17 protein-coding genes are annotated in these 21,167 nt (G+C 69.3%); 6 read left to right on the top strand and 11 right to left on the bottom strand.

From position 1 onward, the window contains the following. Positions 1-33: 33 nt before the first annotated feature. Both HOV77_RS22225 and HOV77_RS22220 read right to left on the bottom strand, forming a co-directional pair. On the bottom strand, positions 34-588 hold the full coding sequence (locus HOV77_RS22225) for a hypothetical protein (RefSeq protein WP_290864594.1): 555 nt from the start codon (positions 586-588) through the stop codon (positions 34-36). Positions 589-598: 10 nt separating this feature from the next. Then, positions 599-1,402, bottom strand: a complete 804-nt coding sequence (locus tag HOV77_RS22220; protein ID WP_290864592.1) for an SURF1 family protein — start codon at positions 1,400-1,402, stop codon at positions 599-601. A gap of 149 nt (positions 1,403-1,551) precedes the next feature. Here HOV77_RS22220 and HOV77_RS22215 point away from each other — a divergent pair, with 149 nt between their 5' ends. Then, positions 1,552-2,118: a GNAT family protein gene (locus HOV77_RS22215; RefSeq protein WP_290864590.1), complete on the top strand. Its 567-nt coding sequence runs from the start codon at positions 1,552-1,554 to the stop codon at positions 2,116-2,118. 85 nt (positions 2,119-2,203) lie between these two features. Here the strand turns inward: HOV77_RS22215 and HOV77_RS22210 are convergent, their stop codons facing one another. Further along, positions 2,204-4,438: a transglycosylase domain-containing protein gene (locus tag HOV77_RS22210; RefSeq protein WP_290864588.1), complete on the bottom strand. Its 2,235-nt coding sequence runs from the start codon at positions 4,436-4,438 to the stop codon at positions 2,204-2,206. A gap of 111 nt (positions 4,439-4,549) precedes the next feature. Between HOV77_RS22210 and cobC the strand changes: the two genes are divergently transcribed. From cobC to HOV77_RS22190, 4 genes are read left to right on the top strand one after another with little or no spacing between them, the layout of a single operon-like run. Then, positions 4,550-5,611: an Rv2231c family pyridoxal phosphate-dependent protein CobC gene (cobC, locus tag HOV77_RS22205; RefSeq protein ID WP_290864586.1), complete on the top strand. Its 1,062-nt coding sequence runs from the start codon at positions 4,550-4,552 to the stop codon at positions 5,609-5,611. A gap of 5 nt (positions 5,612-5,616) precedes the next feature. Next, complete coding sequence (cobT, locus tag HOV77_RS22200) at positions 5,617-6,666, top strand: nicotinate-nucleotide--dimethylbenzimidazole phosphoribosyltransferase (RefSeq protein ID WP_290864658.1); 1,050 nt, start codon at positions 5,617-5,619, stop codon at positions 6,664-6,666. After that, entirely contained in the window at positions 6,663-7,868 is a 1,206-nt protein-coding gene (gene cobA, locus HOV77_RS22195) for a uroporphyrinogen-III C-methyltransferase (RefSeq protein ID WP_290864584.1), read from the top strand. Before cobT ends, cobA begins: the two co-directional genes overlap by 4 nt. 16 nt (positions 7,869-7,884) lie before the next feature. Continuing rightward, entirely contained in the window at positions 7,885-8,826 is a 942-nt protein-coding gene (locus HOV77_RS22190; protein WP_290864583.1) for a polysaccharide deacetylase family protein, read from the top strand. 171 nt (positions 8,827-8,997) lie between these two features. Here HOV77_RS22190 and HOV77_RS22185 read toward each other — a convergent pair whose 3' ends face one another. The 8 genes from HOV77_RS22185 to HOV77_RS22150 all read right to left on the bottom strand — a co-directional run bounded on the left by HOV77_RS22185 (position 8,998) and on the right by HOV77_RS22150 (position 19,649). Then, entirely contained in the window at positions 8,998-10,140 is a 1,143-nt protein-coding gene (locus HOV77_RS22185) for a beta-propeller fold lactonase family protein (RefSeq protein ID WP_290864582.1), read from the bottom strand. A 27-nt stretch (positions 10,141-10,167) separates the two neighbouring features. Next, on the bottom strand, positions 10,168-10,815 hold the full coding sequence (locus HOV77_RS22180; protein WP_290864581.1) for a hypothetical protein: 648 nt from the start codon (positions 10,813-10,815) through the stop codon (positions 10,168-10,170). Between the two features lie 330 nt (positions 10,816-11,145). Further along, positions 11,146-13,680: a trehalose-phosphatase gene (gene otsB, locus HOV77_RS22175; RefSeq protein WP_290864656.1), complete on the bottom strand. Its 2,535-nt coding sequence runs from the start codon at positions 13,678-13,680 to the stop codon at positions 11,146-11,148. Positions 13,681-13,697: 17 nt separating this feature from the next. Beyond that, positions 13,698-15,092 carry a trehalose-6-phosphate synthase gene (locus HOV77_RS22170; protein WP_290864580.1) on the bottom strand — a complete coding sequence of 465 codons (1,395 nt, stop codon included), beginning with the start codon at positions 15,090-15,092 and terminating at the stop codon, positions 13,698-13,700. An 84-nt stretch (positions 15,093-15,176) separates the two neighbouring features. Further along, on the bottom strand, positions 15,177-16,946 hold the full coding sequence (locus HOV77_RS22165) for an NAD+ synthase (RefSeq protein ID WP_290864579.1): 1,770 nt from the start codon (positions 16,944-16,946) through the stop codon (positions 15,177-15,179). Between the two features lie 4 nt (positions 16,947-16,950). After that, positions 16,951-17,967 carry a hypothetical protein gene (locus HOV77_RS22160; RefSeq protein ID WP_290864578.1) on the bottom strand — a complete coding sequence of 339 codons (1,017 nt, stop codon included), beginning with the start codon at positions 17,965-17,967 and terminating at the stop codon, positions 16,951-16,953. Continuing rightward, entirely contained in the window at positions 17,964-18,875 is a 912-nt protein-coding gene (locus tag HOV77_RS22155) for a hypothetical protein (RefSeq protein ID WP_290864577.1), read from the bottom strand. The genes HOV77_RS22160 and HOV77_RS22155 overlap by 4 nt, the downstream gene beginning before the upstream one ends. 15 nt (positions 18,876-18,890) lie before the next feature. Beyond that, the gene (locus HOV77_RS22150; protein ID WP_290864576.1) at positions 18,891-19,649 is read right to left on the bottom strand and encodes a hypothetical protein; all 759 of its coding nucleotides are present in this window, start codon (positions 19,647-19,649) and stop codon (positions 18,891-18,893) included. A 123-nt stretch (positions 19,650-19,772) separates the two neighbouring features. Between HOV77_RS22150 and HOV77_RS22145 the strand changes: the two genes are divergently transcribed. Then, positions 19,773-21,125, top strand: a complete 1,353-nt coding sequence (locus tag HOV77_RS22145) for a glutamine synthetase family protein (protein ID WP_290864655.1) — start codon at positions 19,773-19,775, stop codon at positions 21,123-21,125. Positions 21,126-21,167 lie beyond the last annotated feature (42 nt).

Here is a 21,167-nt window from a genome sequence, read left to right as displayed (position 1 = left end):
GCGTTCAGCGCCCTCCAACGCGGAGCTGGTGCCTTACAGCGCCGCCAGGGACCGGATGTAGTTCACCTGGCTCTGCAGGTTGGCCACCTGAACCTGACTGTTCACGGGAATCCGCGCCACGTAGTGCCGTCCCGCGCTGGTCACGCTGACCACCACCATGCCGGTGTAGTAGGTCTCCTTCGCCAGCAGGAACAGGAAGTTGAAGATCGGGATGCAGAAGAACGTCACGATGCACAAGACGATGGCCCAGACCGGGATCTTCGAGTGCGCCTGCCACTGGTCCGTCACGATCCACTGCGAACCGCGCAGTGGCATTTCACCCGTTGGGGTGTAAACGGTGGTCGAGCTGACGGAGATCTCCCCGACCCGGGCCACGACCGGTGGCGGCGGTCCCGGAGTGACCGCAAGCGCCGGGAGCTGCGGCGCCGGGCTGACCGGCGGCGGTGCCACGGGCGGCGGTGGTGCCGCTGGCGGCGGCTCGTCGGGTGCGTACCCGGGATAAGGCTCCGCGGCGGGAAGCGCCGGTGGCAGGGCGTGCGTCGTCATGAAGGGGTCGACCGGGGTGGGATCCGGGTCCGAGACGGTCATGGCCATCAGGTTAGGGGACGGGCGCTGCCTCTTGGGAACCCTCCACCCGGTCGGGCTGCGCCGACGAGGGTTGCTTGATCTCCTTGCGGAGCAGGTAGACGAAGCCGACGAGGGTGAGCCCGGCGAACAGCCACCACTGGACCACGTACGCCGCGTTCTGCCAGGCGTTCTGCGTCGGCACCGCCACTGGGGCCGCCGTGACGCCGGGCGTGCCGTCCACCGCCAGCAGGTACGCGTCGTAGACGGCGTACTGGTTGAGGTAGCGCGCGATGGGACCGGTCACGATGCGGCGGATCTCGGTACGCCCGTCGACCGTCAGCGTGTCGGTGCCGCCGCTCTCCGACGGGTGCACTCGGCCGATGACCGTCACCGTGCCGGTGGGCGCGGCGGGGACAGCCGGCGCGACGGTCGGGCCCTTGGGGCTGGCCGGGATCCAGCCGCGGTCGATCAGGACCGCCGTCCCGTCCGCCTGCACCAGCGGCGTGATCACCTCGAACCCGGCCTGCCCTTGCCCGGTCCGGTTGCGTACCAGCAGTTCACGGGTGCTGTCGTAGACGCCGGTGACCGAAACGCGCTGCCACGCCGCGTCGTCCGGCGTACGCGCGCCGACCGTCCCGGCACCGCCCTCGGGGCGGGGGAGGACCGAGGCCACCGGAACGGCTTCGCCCGACTCGCCGGCGGCGATCCGATCGTTCATCGTCGTCCGCAGCTCATAGCGGTCGAGCTGCCAGCGGCCGAGGAACACCATGATCGCGGCCAGGGCCAGCGCCGCGACGAAGAGTCCCAGCCAGCGGGCGGTCAGCACAGTACGCACCAGCCGAGCCTACATACGTGAGCACGGTCACCGATTGGGAGCATCTTGTCAGCGGGCATCCAGCTCCACGACCGGCATCTGGACAGAACATTGGGTAAGGTGCCCCTTGGCCCTGGGCAACCCGGGCTCGCCGAGCGATCGGAGTCAGCATGTCGGAAGTTGCGGTGCGGCGCTTCCCCACCCTGACCGTGGCCACCCCCCGGCTGGACGTACGTCCGCTGGAGGCTGACGACGCCAAGCCGGTCGGCGAGATCTTCGCCGACAAGCTCGTCCAGCGGTGGCTGCCGTTCCCGAAGGAGTTCGGGCAGATCGAGGGGCGGGCGTGGTGTACGGAGCTGGCTACCGAACGCCGTGACAGCGGCGCGGGCGACCATTACGGGATCGTCCGGCGCGAGGACGGCGCGTTGATCGGCTCGCTGTGGACCAAGCGCACCGACTGGGCGGCCCGGGTGACCGAGGTCTCCTATGCTGTGGCCTCCGACATGCGCGGATTCGGCTTCGCCCCCGAGGCGGTCGACGCGCTCAGCCTGGCGCTGCTGCTCGAACACGGCTTCCAGCGGGTGGAGCTGCGGGTGGCCCCCGGCAACCTCGCCTCCCGTCGCGTCGCCGAGAAGGCCGGCTTCACCTACGAAGGCCTCATGCGCAACGCCGGGTTCGTGCACAGCGGCCGGGTCGACCTCGAGGTCTGGTCGCTCGTCGCCGCCGACCTCAAGTAGCGCGACCTCGTCAGCTGCAGATCACGGTTACGCAGGCTAAAAGCGCAGTGGGAAGCATGCATAACCGTGATCTGCAGGGCAAAAGCTAGCGGCGGCGGTTCTTCTTCTTCGACGGCGCGGCGTCCTGAGGCGCGGCCACGTAGGACCCCTTGCCCAGGATCGACGCCGGCGGCGGAGTGAAGTACCGGATCGGCTGACCCTTCAGGGCGTCCCGCAGGGTCCAGGCCACCGCTTGGAGCGGAACGTTGTAGTTCCAGTCGCCGACGGCGTGGAACGGGTTGTCCGGGTCGGCCATGAAACTCGCGGCGGCGTACTCCGGGGTGAAGCCCACGAACCAGGCCGCGCGGGTGTCGTCGGTGGTACCGGTCTTACCGGCGATCGGCCGGCCGAGCATGTTGTAGACACTGCCGCCGGTGGTGTTCCAGCTGCCGCAGCCGCCCCTCGAAGCGCCGTATCCGGTGACGCAGCGGGCCGCGTCGGTGGCCGCGTGCGCGACCTCTGGGCGTACGACCTGCTTGCAGCGCGGTGCGGCGACCTCGACCGTCTGACCCTGCTCGTTCGTCCAGGTCGTCGGGGTGCCGTCCGGGTTGCTGATCGACTGCACCGGCAGCGCCTCGCAGTAGAGGCCGTCCCCGGCGACGGCGGCGTACGCCGTGGCCATCTCCAGCGGCGTGGTGTCGGCGACGCCCAGGGTGAACGCGCCCCACGTCTTGCTCCGCGGGTAGGTCGCCATCATCTTGTCGACGTCGTTGTGCCAGGACAGTCCCAGGCTCTGCGCCATGCGTACCACCGCGTCGGAGCCGACTGCCTGCTCCAGCTGCACGAAGTACGTGTTCACCGACTTTCCGAAGCCGGTCCACATGTTCTGCGTACCGGTCATCGAACCGCTGGCGTTCGTCGGGCACCACCGGCCGCCCGCGCAGGAGCCGCGTTCACCCCAGCCGGCCCAGTACTTGGAGACCAGGCGCTGCGGCGAGTAGTACGACTGGTTCATCTTGAAGCCGGCTTGAAGCGCCGCCAGCAGGGTGAACATCTTGAACGTCGATCCAGCCTGGTAACCCGCCCCGTTGAAGCCACCGCCGTTGAGCGGGTTCACCGTGTTCGGGTAGGTGCCCGGGATCTTGCCCGCCTTGTGGTAGTCGGTGTTCGTCCCGTTGTGGCTCTGGTCCAGCGAGTAGGTGCGGTTCAAGCCCATCGCCTTGACCATGCCGGTACGCGGTTGCACCAGCACGACGCCGTGGGCGTACGGGTTGCTCTTGCTCACGTTGGCGACGACGTTCTTCTGCGCGGCAGCCTGAACGCGTGGATCGATCGAGGTCACCACTCGGTAGCCGCCCCGGCGGAGCTTCGCCTCCCGCTCGGCCGGGTTGTTGCCGAACGCGGGCTGGGACATCCACCACGACTTGAAGAAGTCGCAGAAGTACCCCATGCTGTTCAGCTTCGCCGGGATCGAGATGCAGTCGTTCGGCGGGTTGGTGATCTTCAGCTTGATCGGCTGGGCGGCGGCCTTGGCCGACTCGTCGGCGGACAGATATCCGAGGTCGGACATGCGCTGGAGCACGTAGTTGCGCCGCTCGGTCGCGGCCCGCTGGTCGGAGGCGGCCGGGTCGTAGAGCGACGGCGCCTGCACCAGTCCGGCCAGCGTCGCCGCTTCGGTCGCGGTCAGGTCCTTGGGCGTCTTCGAGAAGAAGATCTGCGACGCCGCGAAGATGCCGTACGCCCGGTGCCCGAAGTACGCCACGTTCAGGTAGCGCTCCAGGATCTCCTGCTTGGACATCTGCTTCTCGAGCGCGATCGCGAGCCGGATCTCCCGGATCTTTCGGCCGCTGGTCTGCTCGGTCGCCTGCTGCACCTCGGCCGGGGTCTGCGCGCCGTCGCGCAGGGTCGCCCGGACGTACTGCATGGTCAGCGTCGAGGCGCCCTGAGTCACCTGGCCGGAGTTGTGGTTGGCCACGAAGGCTCGCGCGATGCCCTTGACGTCCACGCCGTTGTGCTCGTAGAAGCGGGCGTCCTCGCTCGCCACGATGGCGTGCTGGATGTTCTCCGACATCTCGCTGATCGGCGTGTACTTGCGATGCTCCTCGTAGAACGTGGTGAGCAACGTCTTGCCGTCGTTGGCGTACACGTAGGTGGTCTGTGCCGGCGGCTGCACCGTCAGCTCCGCGGGGAGCGCCTGGTACCAGTCGAATCCGGACTTCACCCCCAGCCCGCCGACGGCGGCCAGAGGATACGTCACCGCGGCCACGATGACGCCGGAGATGAGCCCGGCTCGCAGAATCGGTGTCAGACGGCCGGTCGCGGAGAGGGTGCGCTTTATCACCAGTCCAAGGTAGGACATGTCTAGCTATGAGGTGATTGAAAGCGACAAACGGCGCGAGGAAATGCGGCCCTCCGTCGGCTACGCGACAACCCTCTGTGATCTCCTAACGACGTGCCCCACCCCGAGAACACGCCCGAACCGGACCTTCATCATCACGGCGACGCCGAGGTGGCCGGGGACGCCGGCGGCCTCGTCGACCTCGCGGTCAACGTCCGGCTCGCGCCCATGCCCGGCTGGCTCGCGACGCCACTCACGGAATCCCTGGCACAGCTCTCGGCGTATCCAGATGATCGCGCGGCCCGTAAGGCCGTCGCGACCAGGCACAACCGCGCGAGCGATGAGGTGCTGCTGACCGCGGGCGCCGCGCAGGCTTTCACTTTGATCGCTCAAGGCCTAGGGGTACGCACACCGCTGGTTGTGCATCCGCAGTTCACCGAGCCGGAAGCGGCGCTGCGCGCCGCGGGCCACGAGGTGCGACGGCTCGTGCTGCGACCGCCGTTCGTGCTGGACCCGGCGGACGTGCCGGCGGACGCGGACCTGGTGGTCGTGGGCAATCCGACGAATCCCACCTCGGTGCTGCATCCCGCGCGGACGTTGGAGCAGCTCGTGCGGCCGGGCCGGGTGGTGCTGGTCGACGAGGCGTTCGCGGACACCGTGCCGGGCGAGCCGGAGAGTCTGGCCCACCGGCGGGACCTGCCCGGACTGCTGGTGTTGCGCAGTTTGACGAAGACGTGGGGGCTGGCCGGGCTCCGGATCGGTTACCTGCTCGGCCGGCCGGACCTGCTGGCCCGGCTGCGCGCGGTCGCTCCGCTGTGGCCGGTGAGCACGCCGGCGCTGGCCGCGGCGATCGCCTGTTCGAGCGACCAGGCGCGCCGGGCGGCCGACGAGATCGCCGTCCACCTGGTGGAAGAGCGCGCCCATCTGGTGAGCTCCCTGCGTACGCTGCCCGGCGTGCAGGTGGCCGGCGAACCGAGCAGTTCGTTCGTGCTCGTCCGGCTGACCGGAGCCGCACGCGTACGCGAACAGCTGCGCCTGCTGGGCTGGGCGGTCCGGCGGGGCGATACTTTCCCCGGGCTGGGCCCGGACTGGGTGCGCGTCGCCGTACGCGACAAGGCCACCACCGACGCGTTCGTCGACCAGCTGCGCGCGGTTCTGAGAGGGGTGCTGACATGAGCGAGTTGCTACGGCGTACGGTCGAGGCGATTCGGCCGCTCGACGCCGCCGCGATGGACGCCGCGCGGGCCCGCCACGGCCGGCTGACCAAACCGGCCGGCTCGCTGGGCACCCTGGAGGAGCTGTCGATCCGGCTCAGCGGCCTGGCCGGGGAATGCCCGCCGCCGCTGCTGGACCCGGCGACGGTCGCCATCTTCGCGGGGGACCACGGCGTACACGCGCAAGGCGTCACTCCCTGGCCACAAGAGGTCACCGCACAGATGGTCGCCAACTTCGTGGCCGGTGGCGCGGTGGTCAACGCGTTCGCCCGGCAGACCGGCGCGCACGTCACCGTCGTCGATGTCGGTGTCGCCGCTCCGCTTCCGGATGAGGCCAAGCTCATCGCGGCCAAGGTACGCCCGGGGACCCGGGACTTCACCGTCGAACCCGCGCTCACCCGCGAGGAGGCCGAGCAGGCGCTCGAAGTCGGCATCACCGTCGCCCACCAGCTGGTCGACGCCGGCACCCGGGTGCTCGTCACCGGGGACATGGGGATCGCGAACACGACTCCGGCGGCGGCGCTGATCGCGGCGTTCACCGGGGCCGATCCCGGCCGGGTCACCGGCCTCGGCACGGGAATCGACAGCGACACGCACAGCCGGAAGATCGCAGTCATCCGGCAGGCGCTGGAGCTGCACCGGCCCGATCCGGCCGATCCGGTCGGCGTACTGGCCGCCGTCGGCGGACTTGAGCACGCTGCGCTGGCCGGGCTCGTCCTCGGCGGGGCGGCGCGACGCGTACCGGTGATTCTGGACGGGGTCATCGCCTGCTCGGCGGCGGTCGCTGCGGTCGAACTCGCGCCGGACGCCGCGAGCGCCCTGATCGCCGGGCATCTCTCGGTGGAACCCGGCGCGGCGGTCGCCCTGGCCCACCTCGATCTCGAGCCGCTGCTCGATCTCGGTCTACGGCTAGGCGAGGGCACCGGCGCCCTGCTCGCGCTGCCCATCGTCGCCTCGGCGGTACGCGTACTGCACGAGGTGGCCACCTTCGATTCCGCCGGAGTCAGCGAGAAATGAGCACGTTGTATCCCCTCGGCCTCCGCCTGGAAGGCCGCCGCGTGGTGGTCGTCGGCGGGGGAGCCATCGCCACGCGCCGCATCCCGGCGCTGTTGGAGGCGGGCGCTGACGTGCTCGTCGTCGCCCCCGTCCTCACGCCCGCGTTGCAGGGGCTGGCCGGTCGCTTCGAATGGCGCGCTCGACTGTTCGAGCCGTCCGATTTGGACGGTGCGTGGCTGGTGCACGTCGCCGTCGACGATCCGGCGGCCGCGGCCGAGGTGAGCGCGGTCGCCGAAGAGCTCCGGGTGTTCTGCGTACGCGCCGACGACCGGCACGCGGCCACCGCGTGGACTCCGGCTGTGACCCGGCACGGGCAGGTCACGGTGGCGGTGCTCGGCGGCGGCTCACCCCGGCTGTCGATGAGCGTGCGGGACCGGATCGCGACCCTCCTGGCGTCCACTACGGACACCGATCGGCTGCCCGGAACGGTGGCGCTGGTCGGCGGCGGACCGGGCGACGCCGAGCTGATCACGGTCAAGGGACGGCGACTGCTCAACGCGGCCGACGTGGTGGTCGCCGATCGGCTCGCGCCCGGCGTACTGCTCGACGAGCTGCGCCCCGAGGTCGAAGTGGTCGACGTCGCCAAGCTGCCCTACGGCGCGGCGGCTGCTCAGGAGCACATCAACGATCTGCTCGTCGAGCGGGCGCTCGCCGGGAAGTTCGTCGTACGCCTCAAGGGCGGCGACCCCTTCGTCTTCGGGCGGGGTGGGGAAGAGGCGCTGGCGTGCGCTGAGGCGGGCGTACCGGTCGTCGTGGTGCCCGGCGTCAGCAGCGCGATCTCCGTCCCCGCCGTCGCGGGCATCCCGGTGACCCACCGCGGGATCACCCACGAGTTCACGGTGGTCTCGGGCCATGTGGCACCCTCGTCGGCGCAGTCGCTGGTCGACTGGACCGCGCTGGGCCGATCCCGGGGCACGATCGTCGTTCTGATGGGGCTGCGGCACCTGGCCGAGATCGCGGCCACCCTGATCCGGGAGGGCCGTGATCCGCAGACTCCGGCAGCGGCGATCCAGGAGGGGACGACGTCCCAGCAGATCGTCGTACGCGCCCCGCTGACGTCGATCGCGGAGGCCGCCGGTGATCTGCGTACTCCGGTCATCACCGTCATCGGTGAGGTCGTTTCTGCGCTACTGTCGGGATCTGCACCATTTGCGGATAGTTAGCCGATATAACTAGTGAGTGAGTGCTAACGGCGCTAAAGGCTGGATCAAGTGGGTCGGCCTCGCAGGGGTGGTCGTCGCCCTGCTGGGCAGCGGGCACATCCTCGGCCGGATGACGGCGAGCAAACCGCACGTCGCGGCCGGCTCCTCTGACCCTGCGGCCGGCTCTGACCCGGCGTCGGCCGAGCGCCTGGCCAAGGAGGGCACCGAAGCCGGGGTCGCTCAGGGGCCCGCCCGGGCCGCCCTGCCTGCGCCTCGACGCGTACCGATCACCGGGCCGAACCGGCCACCACTGCCTCGGGAAGCCCGGGGTCCCTTCGGCAGCCGGGTCACCACCGGCTATCCGGACATCGCGTTGACCTTCGACGACGGGCCCGACCCCCAATGGACGCCCCAAGTCCTGACACTGCTTCGGGCGTACCACATCAAGGCGACCTTCTGTGTGATCGGCCTGATGGCGGCCCAGTTCCCGCAGTTGGTCCAGGAGATCGTGGCCGAAGGCCACACGCTGTGCAATCACAGCTGGCAGCACGACATCGGCCTCGGGCTGCGCAGCGAAGCCGCGATCACCGCGGACCTGCGGCGGACCAACGACGCGATCCACCGCGCGGTTCCGGGTGCCAGGATCTCGTACTTCCGTCAGCCCGGTGGCGCGTGGACCCCGGCGGTCGTCGCCGCGGCCATCCGCCTCGGCATGAGCCCGCTGCACTGGCAGGTCGACCCGCGAGACTGGGCCAAACCGCCGTCGCGCAGCATCGCGATGACCGTCATCGGGCAAACCGGGCCCGGCTCGATCGTGCTCATGCACGACGGTGGCGGTGATCGACGGAACACCGTCGCCGCTTTGCGCTCGGTGCTGCCCAACCTTGTGACTCGCTTCCACCTGGAGGCGCTTCCTCCCGGCGTCGATCCTCCTCGGTTGTACGGCGTCAGTCTTCCGCTGCACGCTGGGCAGGTCTGACGCTTGTCTTGCTTCGCTTCCGCGCTGGGGCTCTCGCGCTTTCGCACGGGCTTCGCTTCGTGCTTTCGCGCGGGGGCTTCGCGATATGCGGGATAACGCGGTCTCGAACGGCGTGCGAGGCCGCGTTATCCCGGATCCTGCGTCGTAAGCCCTGCGCCAGGATCGCGCAGCTCAGCGGATGTTGCTCGTATGCCCGAGGGAGTACTGCCCCGGCTGCGGCCACACCAGCAACCCGTGTGGGCCGGAGCCGACAGGGATGCGAGCCCGCAGGTGCCCGTTCGCGGTGTCGATGGCGTACACCTCGCCGTGGTAGCGCCCGGCCAGCCACAACGTCTTGCCGTCGGCCGACACCGCACCCATGTCCGGGCTGCCGCCATTGGGGATCTGCCACTTGGTGATCGGCTTACGCGTCGCGACGTCGAGCACTGAGACGCTGCCCTCGTCGCGGTTGGACACGAAGGCCCGCTTGCCGTCGCGGCTGAAGTAGATGCCGTGCGCGCCCCGGCCGGTCGGGATGAACCCCGTACGCCGATTCGCCTGCGCGTCGAACACGTAGACCCCGTTCGCATGCATGTCGGCGGTGAGGAAGGCGGACCCGTCCGGCAGCAGCCGGGTGTCCTGCGGCATCCCGTCCGGCACCACGTCGAGCGGCAGATCCCGGACCAGCTTGCCCGAAGCGACGTCGATGACGACCATCCGGTTGGCGAACTCGCAGCTCGCCAGGGCCAGCTTCCCGTCGACGGTGAAGTCCATGTGGTTGATCCCCTCGCACTGGGGGAAGTTCGCCGACTTCACCAGCTTCCACGACTTCGGGTCGTAGAAGTCGATGCGCTGGTACGCCTCGGCCACCACCCAGGCGTACTTCCCGTCCGGGGTGAAGTAGAGGTTGTAGACGTCCTGCACCGGGATGATCTTGCCCGGCTTGCCGGTCCGGGGATCGATCGGCAGCACCGACCCGCCCGGCACCCGGCTCGACGTGACATAGAGCGTACGCAGGTCGTAGGACGGCACGACGTGCTGTGGTTCGGCGCCACCGTAGAAGTGATCGACCACTTTGTAGGTCGCCGGGTCGATGACGTAGACGTCGTCGCTCTGCGTGTTCGGTACGTAGACGAGAGCCTTGTCCGCCTTGACGTCCGCGCGCAGGAGATTCGCTGCGGCGTCGGCGTACACGTTGAGTTTGCCTTTGGTGGCGCTTGGGCTCGCGCTGGCGCTCGCCAGCGGGACCACGGTGTTCTGAGTGCCGTCGCTCTTCGCACAGGCTGCGGGCAGAGCGAGCACACAGGTCAGCAGGATCGCGGTGTATCGACGCACCCTGGTGACGATATGTGTGATTTGTCGCTACGGGGCGGCAATCCGCTGGCGTGGCACCGGGTTTCCGCCGATCAGTACGGGCAGCGGATCCTGCGTCAGGCTCCATCCGCGCATCTCCGGCGACAAGTAGCCCAGCAGCTTGTGGATGGTGACGTGATCGGCGGCGAGGTGGCGATGGTAGATGGGTTCGTGGTGCCCGATCCGATTCCTCAAGTTCAGGACGATCTGAAAGGTGGCCCGCAGCTCTCGACGGGGGCCGGGAAAATGCGGAAAGGCCAGGTGGAGGCCGGCTCGCCAGAGTGTCCGGTCGAAGTTCGAGCTCAGCAAGCCCACCCAGAAACCGAAGGACAGTTCGGGGACAAGATTATCCCGGGTCAGCGATCGGCGGAGGAAGCGCAACTGGCTGACCGCGTCTCGGATGCGCCGATCGAACTTGGGTTCGTTGCGAAGTGCACTGTGTTCCCACCACGGTAACGGCGCAGTGAGTTCTTCTATCTGATCAACGAGGCTATTCCGCAACGCCACTTCAAGATTGCAGAGCGGCCGCAGAAAGCCTCCGGCAATGTCCTGATTCCAGCGATAGAGACTTAGTGCCTTGACAACGTCACCGTCCGTGGCATTTGAGTACGTGGCGAGTCGGGCGGGGGCGATGAGCCGGCAGACTTCGGAGAGCACTTGTGCAACCTCCACATGGCAGCTAAGCTGTAGGACGTAGGCCCCGGGACCGCCTCTGCGAAAGCAAGCCCCCGGGGCGCGCTTCTTTTCTAGCTCAGGGCAAATTAGACCTTCGCCGAACGATTGCGCAAGCTGCTCGCGAATTCTCTTGTGGATAACGTTCGCCCACTACCGCATTCTGTGGACAACTAATGCGGTATTGCGATTCCCCTGTTTGTCATGAATAGAATTCTCTAAGAGGCCTCGGGACCGCCTCTGCGACGGAGCATGCACCCGAGGCAAGAGAGGGGTCCGCAGGCGCCTGCGGACCCCTCATTCGCGCGCGGGCGGTTACGAGTCGAGCAGGGTGGCGCAGCGGATCAGCCCGAGGTGGCTGTAGGCCTGCGGATGGTTGCCCAGCCCGCGCTCGGAGTCCGGCTCGTACTGTTCGGGCAGCAGGCCGGTCGGGCCGGCCGTGTCGATCATCAGCTCGAACAGTTCCTCGGCGTCGGCCCGCCGACCGGTACGCAGATACGCCTCGATGAGCCAGGCGGTGCAGATGTGGAAGCCGCCTTCCCGGCCGGGCAGGCCGTCGTCCCAGCGGTAGCGGTAGACGACCGGGCCGCTGCGGAGGTCGGCTTCGATGGCGAGCACCGTGGACAGGAAGCGGGGGTCGTCGTCGGCGAGCAGACCGGACAGTCCGATCCAGAGCGAGGAGGCATCCATCTCCGGGTGTCCGTACGCCACCGAGTACGCCTGGACTTCTTCGTTCCAGCCGTAGGTGAGGACGTTCTCCGCGATCTTGTCGCGCAACGTGACCCACGCGCTGTGGTCGGCGTCGCCGTAGTGGCGGGCGACCGACAGGGCCCGGTCGACCGTCATCCAGCACATCACCTTGGAGTACACGTGGTGCCGGGGCGCGATGCGGGCCTCCCACAAGCCGTGGTCGGGCTCGTGCCAGCGGCGTTCGACCGCCTGCACCATCGCCTCGAGCACCCGCCATTCCTCGTCGCGTACCTTGCCGCGCTTTTCCACCACCGCCGCCAGGAGGTCCGCGATCGGGCCGAAGACGTCGAGCTGCAGCTGGGCGTCGGCGGCGTTGCCCACCCGGACCGGCCTGGAGCCGGCGTACCCGGGGAGGGTGTCGATGACCGCCTCCGGGCCGAGCGGGTAGCCGTCGATGCCGTAGAGCGGGTGCAGCCGTTCCGGGTGGCCGCCCGTACGCTCGACGCAGCCGTCGACCCAGCGCAGGAACGCCTCGGCCTCCGCCAGGGAACCGAGGTCGACGAGGGCGTGTGCGGTCATCGCCGCATCCCGGAGCCAGCAGTAGCGGTAGTCCCAGTTGCGTACGCCGCCGAGCTCCTCGGGCAGCGACGTGGTGGCCGCCGCCAGGATGCCCCCGGTCGGCTGGTGGCACAGCCCACGGAGGGTCAGCGCGCTGCGTAGGGTCAGTTCGCGGTGCTTGGCCGGCAGCTTGAGCGTGGACGCCCAGTCCCGCCACGGGCGCTCGGCCGACTCCAACCGCTCGCTCGACGGGATCGGATGCGGTGTCGCGTCGTGCGAGCCGAACTTCAGGTCCAGCGTCAGTTCTCCGCCGAGCGCAGCGAGGTCCACCCGGGCCCGGGCAGAACCCCGGTCGAGGTCGATCTCCCAGTCCACGCCGGGGCTGCACAGCGCGGCCGGCTCATTGGAACCCAGCACCAGTACGCCGCCGTCGCCGATCGGCTGCAGGCTCACCGCCACTTGCCCGAATCCGGGGCGGGGGGCGAACTCCAGCATCGCGGGGACGTTTCCGGAGATTCGGCGTACCAGGGAGTCCCCGGCCAGCCAATCCGTCACTGTGAGGCCGGACCAGCGGGTCTCGACCGTCATCGTGCCGGGCCGATAGCGCTGCCCGAGCGGGGTGCCGCCCCGTTCCGGGCGCACCGTGAAGTGCCCGGCGGGCGAACCGCCGACGAGGTCGGCGAAGATCGCGGAGGAGTCCGGGCGCGGGTGGCAGAGCCACGAGATCCGGGCATCCGGGGTCACCAGCGCGACGGTGTTGCCGTCGGCCAGCATGGAGTGCCGCTCGATCGGCACCGCGCGCTCGCCGAACAGCCAGTGCCGCCGCGTTTCCAGCAGCAAACCGAGTACGCGAGCCGCCTGGAACGGGTCGGCGACCCGGTACGCCGCCGCAGTCTCGCCGGGGCCGACCTTCACACCGACGTCGGGCCCGTGCAGCTGCCGGAAGGCGTTCTCGTCGGTGACGTCGTCGCCCACGAAGAGCACGGCGCTGGCCGACAACTGCGTACGCAGAGCGTCGATCGCGGTGCCCTTGTGCGTCGAGATCACCGACAGCTCGATGACCTCCTTGCCGTGGGTCACGTGCACGTCGGGCCAGGTGGCCGGGCCTTTGCGAACCGCGTCGGAGGCCGCCGCCGCGATCGGCTGGTCGACACCCCGCGTGTGGACGGCGATGGACGCCGGCTTCGCCTCCAGGCGTACCCCTGGGAATTGCGCGGCGATCGAGTTGAGCTCGGACTGCAGCCGCGTACGCAGCGCTACCAGCTCGGGAGCCAGGCGTTGGACGAAGCCGACGTCGAACTCGGAGCCGTGCGATCCGACGAGATGGACCTCGCTGGGCAGCCGCGAGAGGGCGGCGAGGTCGCGCAGCGCGCGGCCGGAGACGACCGCGACGGTGGTCTGGGGGAGTGCGGCGAGGGATCGGATGGCCGCCACCGCCTCGGGGAGGGGTTTGGCCGCGGTCGGGTCTTCCACGATCGGCGCGAGGGTGCCGTCGTAGTCGCAGGCGACCAGCAGTTGGGGCACCCGGGCGATCCGGGTGACGGCCAGGCGGAGGTCGGGGTCGAAGCCGTCCGCGGAGACCACGCTCTCCGCGGTGGCGATGGAAAGTGCTGTGTTCATTAGAGGCTGCCCAGCTCGGTGAGGAACGATCGTGCCCAGTGCGCCACGTCGTTTCGGCGTAGGTGGCGTTGCATGATGGACATACGTTTGCGGGCTTCGTCCGGGTCTACGTGTACGGCTCGCAACAACGAGTCCTTGACGGCGTCCAGGTCATGTGGGTTGCACAGGAAAGCCTGGCGAAGCTCCGAGGCGGCACCGGCGAATTCGCTCAAGACGAGCGCGCCGCCCGCGTCCGCGCGGGCGGCGACGTACTCCTTGGCGACCAGGTTCATGCCGTCCCGTAGTGGAGTGACCATCATGACGTCCGCCGCGCGGTAGAGCGCGGCGAGTTCACTGCGACTGTACGACTGGTGCAGATAATGCACAGCAGGCACGCCGACGCGCCCGTAATCGCCGTTGATCCGACCGACCTCACGCTCGACTTTCACCCGCAAGGCTTGGTAATGCTCGACTCTTTCGCGGCTGGGCGTGGCCACCTGGACCATCACCGTCTCGGGCACGGTCAGCCGTCCCTCGGCGAGCAATTCCCGGAACGCCTTGAGCCGGTGCTCGATGCCCTTGGTGTAGTCGAGCCGGTCGACCCCGAGGATGACGGTCTTCGGCTCACCGAGTTCGGTGCGGATCTGCTCGGCCCGCGTACGGATCAGCGGGTTGTCGGCGAGCCGGTCGATCTCGCCGACGTCGATCGAGATCGGGAACGCCGCCGCCTTGACCCGGCGGTCCTCGAACTCGATGACGCTGCCGGAGACGGGCGCGCCGAGGACGTGGTGGGCCAGCCGGACGAAGTTCTGCGCCGCGAGCCGTTGCTGGAAGCCGACGAGATCCGCGCCGAGCAGTCCACGCATGATCTCGGCCCGCTGCGGTAGCTGCATGAACAGCTCGATCGGCGGGAACGGGATGTGCAGGAAGAACCCGATCCGCAGGTCGGGCCGGGCCTGCCGGAGCATCGCCGGGACCAGCTGCAGCTGGTAGTCCTGCACCCAGACGGTGGCGTTCGGCGCGGCGACCTGCGCGGCCGCCTCGGCGAACCGGGCGTTCACCTCACGGTAGGAGGCGGCCCACCGACGGCGGAAGATCGGCGGCTCCACGGCGTCGTGGTAGAGCGGCCAGATCGTCGAGTTCGACATGCCCTCGTAGTAGCGGGCGATCTCGTCCGCGTCGAGCGGCACCGGGTGCAGCCGGATGCCGTCCACCATGAAGGGCGCGGGGGCCGGCCCGGCCGAGCCGCCCCAGCCGATCCACGTGCCGTCCCGCTGGACGAGCACGGGGTGCAACGCGGTGACGAGCCCACCGGGGCTGCGCCGCCAGCGTCGCCCGCCGGCTCGTTCCTCGTCGGGGACCTCGTCGACCGGAAGTCGGTTGGCGACCACCACGAACGAGCTTCGTCCCGTCATGACCTGCATCCTATCGTGGCGATCTTGCGCTATTTCTCCCGGACGCGACGTTTGTACCCACGGAACTGTGGGTATACCCGCTGCTCAGGCCCCTTCGCGCCACCTGTTGGTGATCGGCAGACGACGGTCGCGGCCGAAGGCCTTGAAGCTGATTTTGGTTCCCGGCGCGGACTGCCGGCGCTTGTACTCGGCCGAGTCCGTCATCCGGATGACCTTGTCGACCAGCGCGGCGTCGTGCCCGGCGGCCACCAGCTGATCCCGGCCCAGGTCGCCGTCGACGTATCCGGTGAGGATCGCGTCCAGCAGTTCGTAGTCCGGCAGGCTGTCGGAGTCCAGCTGGCCCGGGCGCAGTTCGGCGCTCGGCGGCTTGCTGATCGAGTTCTCCGGGATCGGAGCGGCGATGCCGCCCAGCGAGACCGTGTTGCGCCACCGGGCGAGCTTCCAGACCAGCGTCTTCGGGACGTCCTTGAGCGGGTTGAACCCGCCGACGGAGTCGCCGTAGAGCGTGGAGTAGCCGACCGCCAGCTCGCTCTTGTTGCCGGTGGTCAGCACCAGGTGACCCTCCTGATTGGACAGCGCCATCAGGACCACACCGCGTACGCGGGCCTGCAGGTTCTCCTCCGCCAATCCGGTCAGCGTCATGGTGCTGAGGAAGGCGTCCACCATGGGCGCGATCGGTTGCACCCGGTAGTCCAGACCGGTGCGCTCGGCGAGATCGGCCGCGTCGCCCTTCGAATGCTCCGACGAGTACGCACTGGGCAGGCTGACACCGACGACCCGTTTCGGCCCGAGCGCGTCGACGGCGATCGCGGCGACGACGCCGGAGTCGATGCCGCCGGACAGGCCCAGGACGACCGACTTGAAGCGGTTCTTCTCGACGTAGTCGCGCAACCCGAGGACGAGCGCGCCCCAGACTTCGGCCTCGTCCGGCAGCCGCTCGGCGACCCCGCCCACGGCCGGCTCGCCGGTAGGAGCCGCCCACGAGGTCGCCAGCGGCTGGAGACGCAGGGTCAGCCCCGCAGCCGCGCCCGGCGGCGTCCAGCCGGAGTCGGCGGCCGGTAGGTCGAGGTCGTGCACGAGAAGTTCCTCGGTGAACTGACCGGAGCGGGTGAGCAGCCGTCCGTCCGGCCCGACGATGATCGAGTCGCCGTCGAAGGTCAGCTCATCCTGGCCGCCGATCATGTTCACGTACGCCACCGCAGCGCCCGCCTCGACGGCCCGCCGAGCGACGAGCGGGAGGCGTACGTCGTCTTTGTTGCGCTCGTAGGGCGACGCGTTGATGTTGACGACGAGAGCCGCCTTGGCTGCTCCGGCCGCCGTGAACGGGCCGCCCGGCTGCCAGATGTCCTCGCAGACGCTCAGCGCGATGTCGGCCGCCGTGCCGTCGGCCCACGCCGCCCGCACGATGGTGAGGGTGTCGCCGGGGACGAAGTAGCGGTCCTCGTCGAAGACGCCGTAGTTGGGCAGGTGGTGCTTGTCGTAGGTGGTCACGACGGAGCCCCGGTGCAGCAGCGCCAGCGAGTCGCGCGGACCGTGCCGGACGGTCGAGTCGGCGCCCAGCCGGGCCGGCCCGTCGGCGTCGAGATAGCCGACCACGACGGCGAGTTCGCCGAGCCCGTCGGCGGCCAACTCCTCGGCCAGCTTGGCCAGCGCCGCCTTCGAGGCCTGCACGAACGACTCGCGGAAGGTCAGGTCCTCGATGGGGTAGCCGGTCAGCATCATCTCGGGGAAGGCGACCAGGTGGGCGCCGGCCTGCTGGGCGCGCGCCGCGAAGGCGCGCACAGTGGCGGCGTTGCCGGTCAGGTCGCCGACGGTGGAATTGACCTGGGCCAGAGCGATGCGCAGTGTCGGCATGCCCTCATTCTGCCTTTACCGCCCGCCGTTGGTTGGCGATGAGATGCGTCACGTTCGTCACCACGATGGCCGGGGCGACGACGGCGACTACGCCCCGGAACGTCGGTTCCAGCTTCAGGGCCAGCACGATCGCGGTGATGCCGTTCTGCTGGGCCAGGCGCAACTGGGCCCGGTCGAGCACCGGCAGGCCCCGGGTCAGCCACCCCGCGACCACCCATTGGGCGGCGAACGCGGCCAATCCCAGGCTCAGCCCGCGGAGTGGGTCGAACCCGCCGATCAGCAACGCGCCGAGCAGCAGCACCGCACCCGCTAGCGCCGCGTTCACCGCGCCCGGGAGCACCGCGGCCAGCCTGCGCGGCCGCAGGAACAGCCCGACCAGCGCGATCGCCAGGAGCCACAACTGCCACACCGCCACGGCCGCCGCGACGATCAGCAGGCCCGTGCGCCACCAGGTCTTCTTCGGGCCCCACTGGTACGCGACGAAGGCGCCGGCGGCGAGAGCGAGGTTGGCCGCCAGTTCGACGGCGTACGCCGAGAGCCCGGCGAGCAGGCCGTCGCCGGGGTGCCCGCGCAGGTCGCCGACCACGCTCGCGGCCGAGACGGCGAGCACGACGGTCAGCGGATCGTCGAACGACGCCCACGCGGCGAGCAGCGAGCGGGCCCGGCCGGACATCCGCCCGTCGCCGAGGGCGGCCGCGACCGATAGCGGATCGATCTGCGCCACGACGATGCCGAGAAGCAGGAACAACGGGTCCTGCCAGGCCAGCGCCAGCACGACCCCGATGAGCGTCGCCTTCACCAGTACGCCCACTGTCACGGCGAGCAGGATGAGCCGCCGGTCCTGGCGAGCCTCGATCAGGTCGATCCCGTACGCGCTGCCGTAGAGCCCGACGGCGAGCAGCGCCGCCGTGACGTACGGATAGGCGGCGTACGCGATGATCTCGGACGGGCCGGTCCCGGTCAGCCAAGCCGCCCCGAAGCCAAGCGCGGCCATGGCGAGCAGGGCGGCCGCCCGCCTCACTTGCGTTGCTCCAGCTCGGTCATCCGGGGAAAGCCCAGCGCATGGCGTAGGTCGTCGACGAGCTTGGCGACCTTGGCGTCCGTTCGGTGCACCTGCTCCTGATCCAGGGTGACCGCCAGGACGTAGCGGCCGGTGTCCCGGTCGACGGTGAAGTAGTAGACCGCACCCCGTTCGACGTCGAGCACGAGCCGGATCAGTACGCCGACGTCGAGCCCGCTGAAGGTGCGGTTGAAGCTCGTCAGCGCTGCCTCGACCTCCGGGCCCTGTGCGTCGTACGCCTCTCGCCGGGCTTGCGGCTCGACGAGTCCGTGAAAGGACCCGAGAGCGGGATCGTCGAGCATGTCCACCCGGAACACGGCCTGGTGCCCGGCGTAGTACGCGACGTAGTGCAGGTCGGCCGCGTCCAGCCGGGTCCGGCACAGCTCCACCAGATTCTGGTGCGCCTCCGGCCGGTAGGGCGCGAATCGTTTGACGTTCACCGACCGGGCCGGTTCCCGCTGCTCCGGGATCGTCACCGGGTGCTGCCGCCAGGCGTCGCTGAAGGCGTACACGCCGATCGAACCGATGATCAGGCCGAAGCAGACCGCGACCGCGCCCACCGCGGCGTGGGCGACGCGGCCGTCGAACATGCCGTCGACCGAGGCGACGAGGAAGCCGTAGAGGGCGAGCATGATCCCGGCGGCCAGCAGGAAGACCGCCATGCTGAGCCGGAAGGTGAGCGCGGACGGGCGGCTGAGGTAGAGCCCGAGCGAGACCAAGCCGACCGCGCCGACCACGGTGGCGGCCCGGCCGAGGTTGTAGGACTCGCCCTTGATCAGCGCGAGGACGAACTCCACGGCGATCGGGACGACGAGCGAGCCGACCAGGATCGCGGCGAGCTTCCGGGTCCAAGTGGGGGTGAGGGGCACCCCCGGCATAGTAGGTCAGCGATGCGCCGGTGCGGTGCCCACGAGGCGGGGATCGCCTAGCACCACCAGTTTGTCCAGGGCTTTGCCGACGAGGTCCTGGATCTGCCGGTCGAGCGCGGGTCCCCCGCTCGGACCGGTACGCCGCAGCACCGAGACAGTGTCGCCCACGCGGCTGACGGCGAGGTAACCCGTCTGCTGCCCGGACTTCGTCGTCAGCGTCATGCTCACGGTGTACGCGTCGCCGATGAGCAGACTCTCCACACTGGTCGAGGTGAGCTTGACCCGGGCCTTCGTGCCGTCGTCGAGGCGAGCGGTGAAGGTGCCGCAGGACTTGGCGGTCTTGCGGATGGTGTCCACTGCCGAGGTGGCCTGCCCCCGGGCGAAGATCTGCACGGCCTGGTCCAGTACGCCGTCGTCCGCGCCGACGTGCCGGGCGGTCACCGGCGACGGGGAAGCGTCCGGCCTGGGCAGCAGCGACCGCAGCAGCGACGCCGGATCGGCGACGAGGCTCTGACACCGCTCCGTACGCTTCGGTGTGCGTACCGCGGTGGGGGTGGGCCGGACCTCGAAGGAGGCGGGCAGATCACCACCTTCGAGCAACGCCGTACGCAGACTGGGCAGCGCGGTGGCCGGCGCGGTCGGAGCGGCGACCGGCGTACTGGGCCGCAAGCCGAGCACGGCGAGCACGGTCAGCACCGCGACGGCGGCACTCCCAGCCGCGATACCGCTGAGCACGGCGTTGCGGCGGGCCGGCGAGAGGTACAGGGTGCGCACGTGCTGCTCAACGCCTGGGCTTTCCGAGCGTGACGTGAGCAGCCGCTGTAACACCCGCGTAACGTGATCGGTGTTGACTGCCAACCGCAGCAGATCATCGCGCGCATGGAGGAGTCGGAAGCCGTGGACCGTCAGCAGGAGTTCGTGCTCCGGACGTTGGAAGAGCGCGACATCCGATTTGTCCGGTTGTGGTTCACCGACGTGCTCGGCACCCTGAAATCGGTCAGCGTGGCCCCGGCCGAGCTGGAGGCCGCCTTCGACGAGGGCATCGGCTTCGACGGCTCGGCGATCGAGGGCTTCGCCCGGGTCTACGAGTCCGACATGGTCGCCATGCCCGACCCGACGACCTTCCAGGTCTTCCCGTTCGAGGGCGGCTCGTCCGGGGAGAGCGCCCGGATGTTCTGCGACATCCTGCTGCCGGACGGCAACGCCAGCTGGGCCGACCCGCGGCACGTGCTGCGCCGGTCGCTGTCGAGGGCGGCGGAGAAGGGCTTCACCTTCTACACCCACCCCGAGATCGAGTTCTTCCTGCTGGAGAACAGCCCCGTCGACGGCGGCGTGCCCACGCCGGTCGACTCCGGCGGCTACTTCGACCACACCACGCATGCGATCGCCCGGGACTTCCGGCGGCAGGCGGTGCTGGCCCTGGAACGGATCGGCATCTCGGTCGAGTTCAGCCACCACGAGGTCGCGCCCGGTCAGCAGGAGATCGACCTCCGCTACGCCGACGCGCTGACGACGGCGGACAACATCATGACCTTCCGGCACGTGATGCGGGAAGTGGCGTTGTCGCACGGGGTGCAGGCGACCTTCATGCCGAAGCCGTTCACCGACCAGCCCGGCAGCGGTATGCATACCCACCTGTCGCTGTTCGAGGGCGAACGCAACGCATTCCACGATCCGGCCGATCCCTACAAGCTCTCGGATGTGGCCCGGGCGTTCATCGCCGGCATCCTCACCCATGCGCGGGAGTTCACGGCGGTCACCAACCAGTGGGTCAACTCCTACAAGCGGCTCTTCCCGCAGCAGCTGCCCGACCGCATCACCGAGGCTCCGGCGTACGTGTGCTGGGGGCACCGCAACCGGTCGGCGCTCGTGCGGGTTCCGGCGTACGGCAAGCCCAACTCGGCCCGGGTCGAGGTGCGTTCGCTCGACAGCGCGTGCAACCCCTATCTGGCGTACGCCGTCCTCCTGGGTGCGGGCATGAAGGGCATCGAGGCCGGTTACGAACTACCGCCGGGGGCGGAGGACGACGTCTGGTCGCTGTCGAACTCCGAGCGCAAGGCGATGGGCTACGAGTCGCTGCCGGAGAACCTGTCCGAGGCGATCGATGTGATGGCCGGCTCGGAGCTGGTCGCCGAGATCCTGGGCGAGCACGTCTTCGACTTCTTCCTGCGTAACAAGCGGGCCGAGTGGGAGGAATACCGCCGCGAGGTCACCCCGTACGAGCGACGTCGCTACCTCGGCGCGCTCTGACCAAGGAACCCGCTCCGCTCGGCGTGGCGGGTTCTCTTTTGT

Source organism: Hamadaea sp., from assembly GCF_013362815.1.
Classification (GTDB): domain Bacteria; phylum Actinomycetota; class Actinomycetes; order Mycobacteriales; family Micromonosporaceae; genus Hamadaea.
Note: the sequence above shows the minus strand (reverse complement) of the source record. Positions and strands in the feature narration are given on the sequence as shown.

Bases quoted from the DNA above. Each gene is read 5' to 3' on its own strand.
- HOV77_RS22165 (WP_290864579.1), bottom strand. From the start codon at position 16,946: ATGCCGACACTGCGCATCGCTCTGGCCCAGGTCAATTCCACCGTCGGC.
- HOV77_RS22225 (WP_290864594.1), bottom strand. From the start codon at position 588: ATGACCGTCTCGGACCCGGATCCCACCCCGGTCGACCCCTTCATGACG.
- HOV77_RS22215 (WP_290864590.1), top strand. From the start codon at position 1,552: ATGTCGGAAGTTGCGGTGCGGCGCTTCCCCACCCTGACCGTGGCCACC.
- HOV77_RS22170 (WP_290864580.1), bottom strand. From the start codon at position 15,092: ATGACGGGACGAAGCTCGTTCGTGGTGGTCGCCAACCGACTTCCGGTC.
- cobA (WP_290864584.1), top strand. From the start codon at position 6,663: ATGAGCACGTTGTATCCCCTCGGCCTCCGCCTGGAAGGCCGCCGCGTG.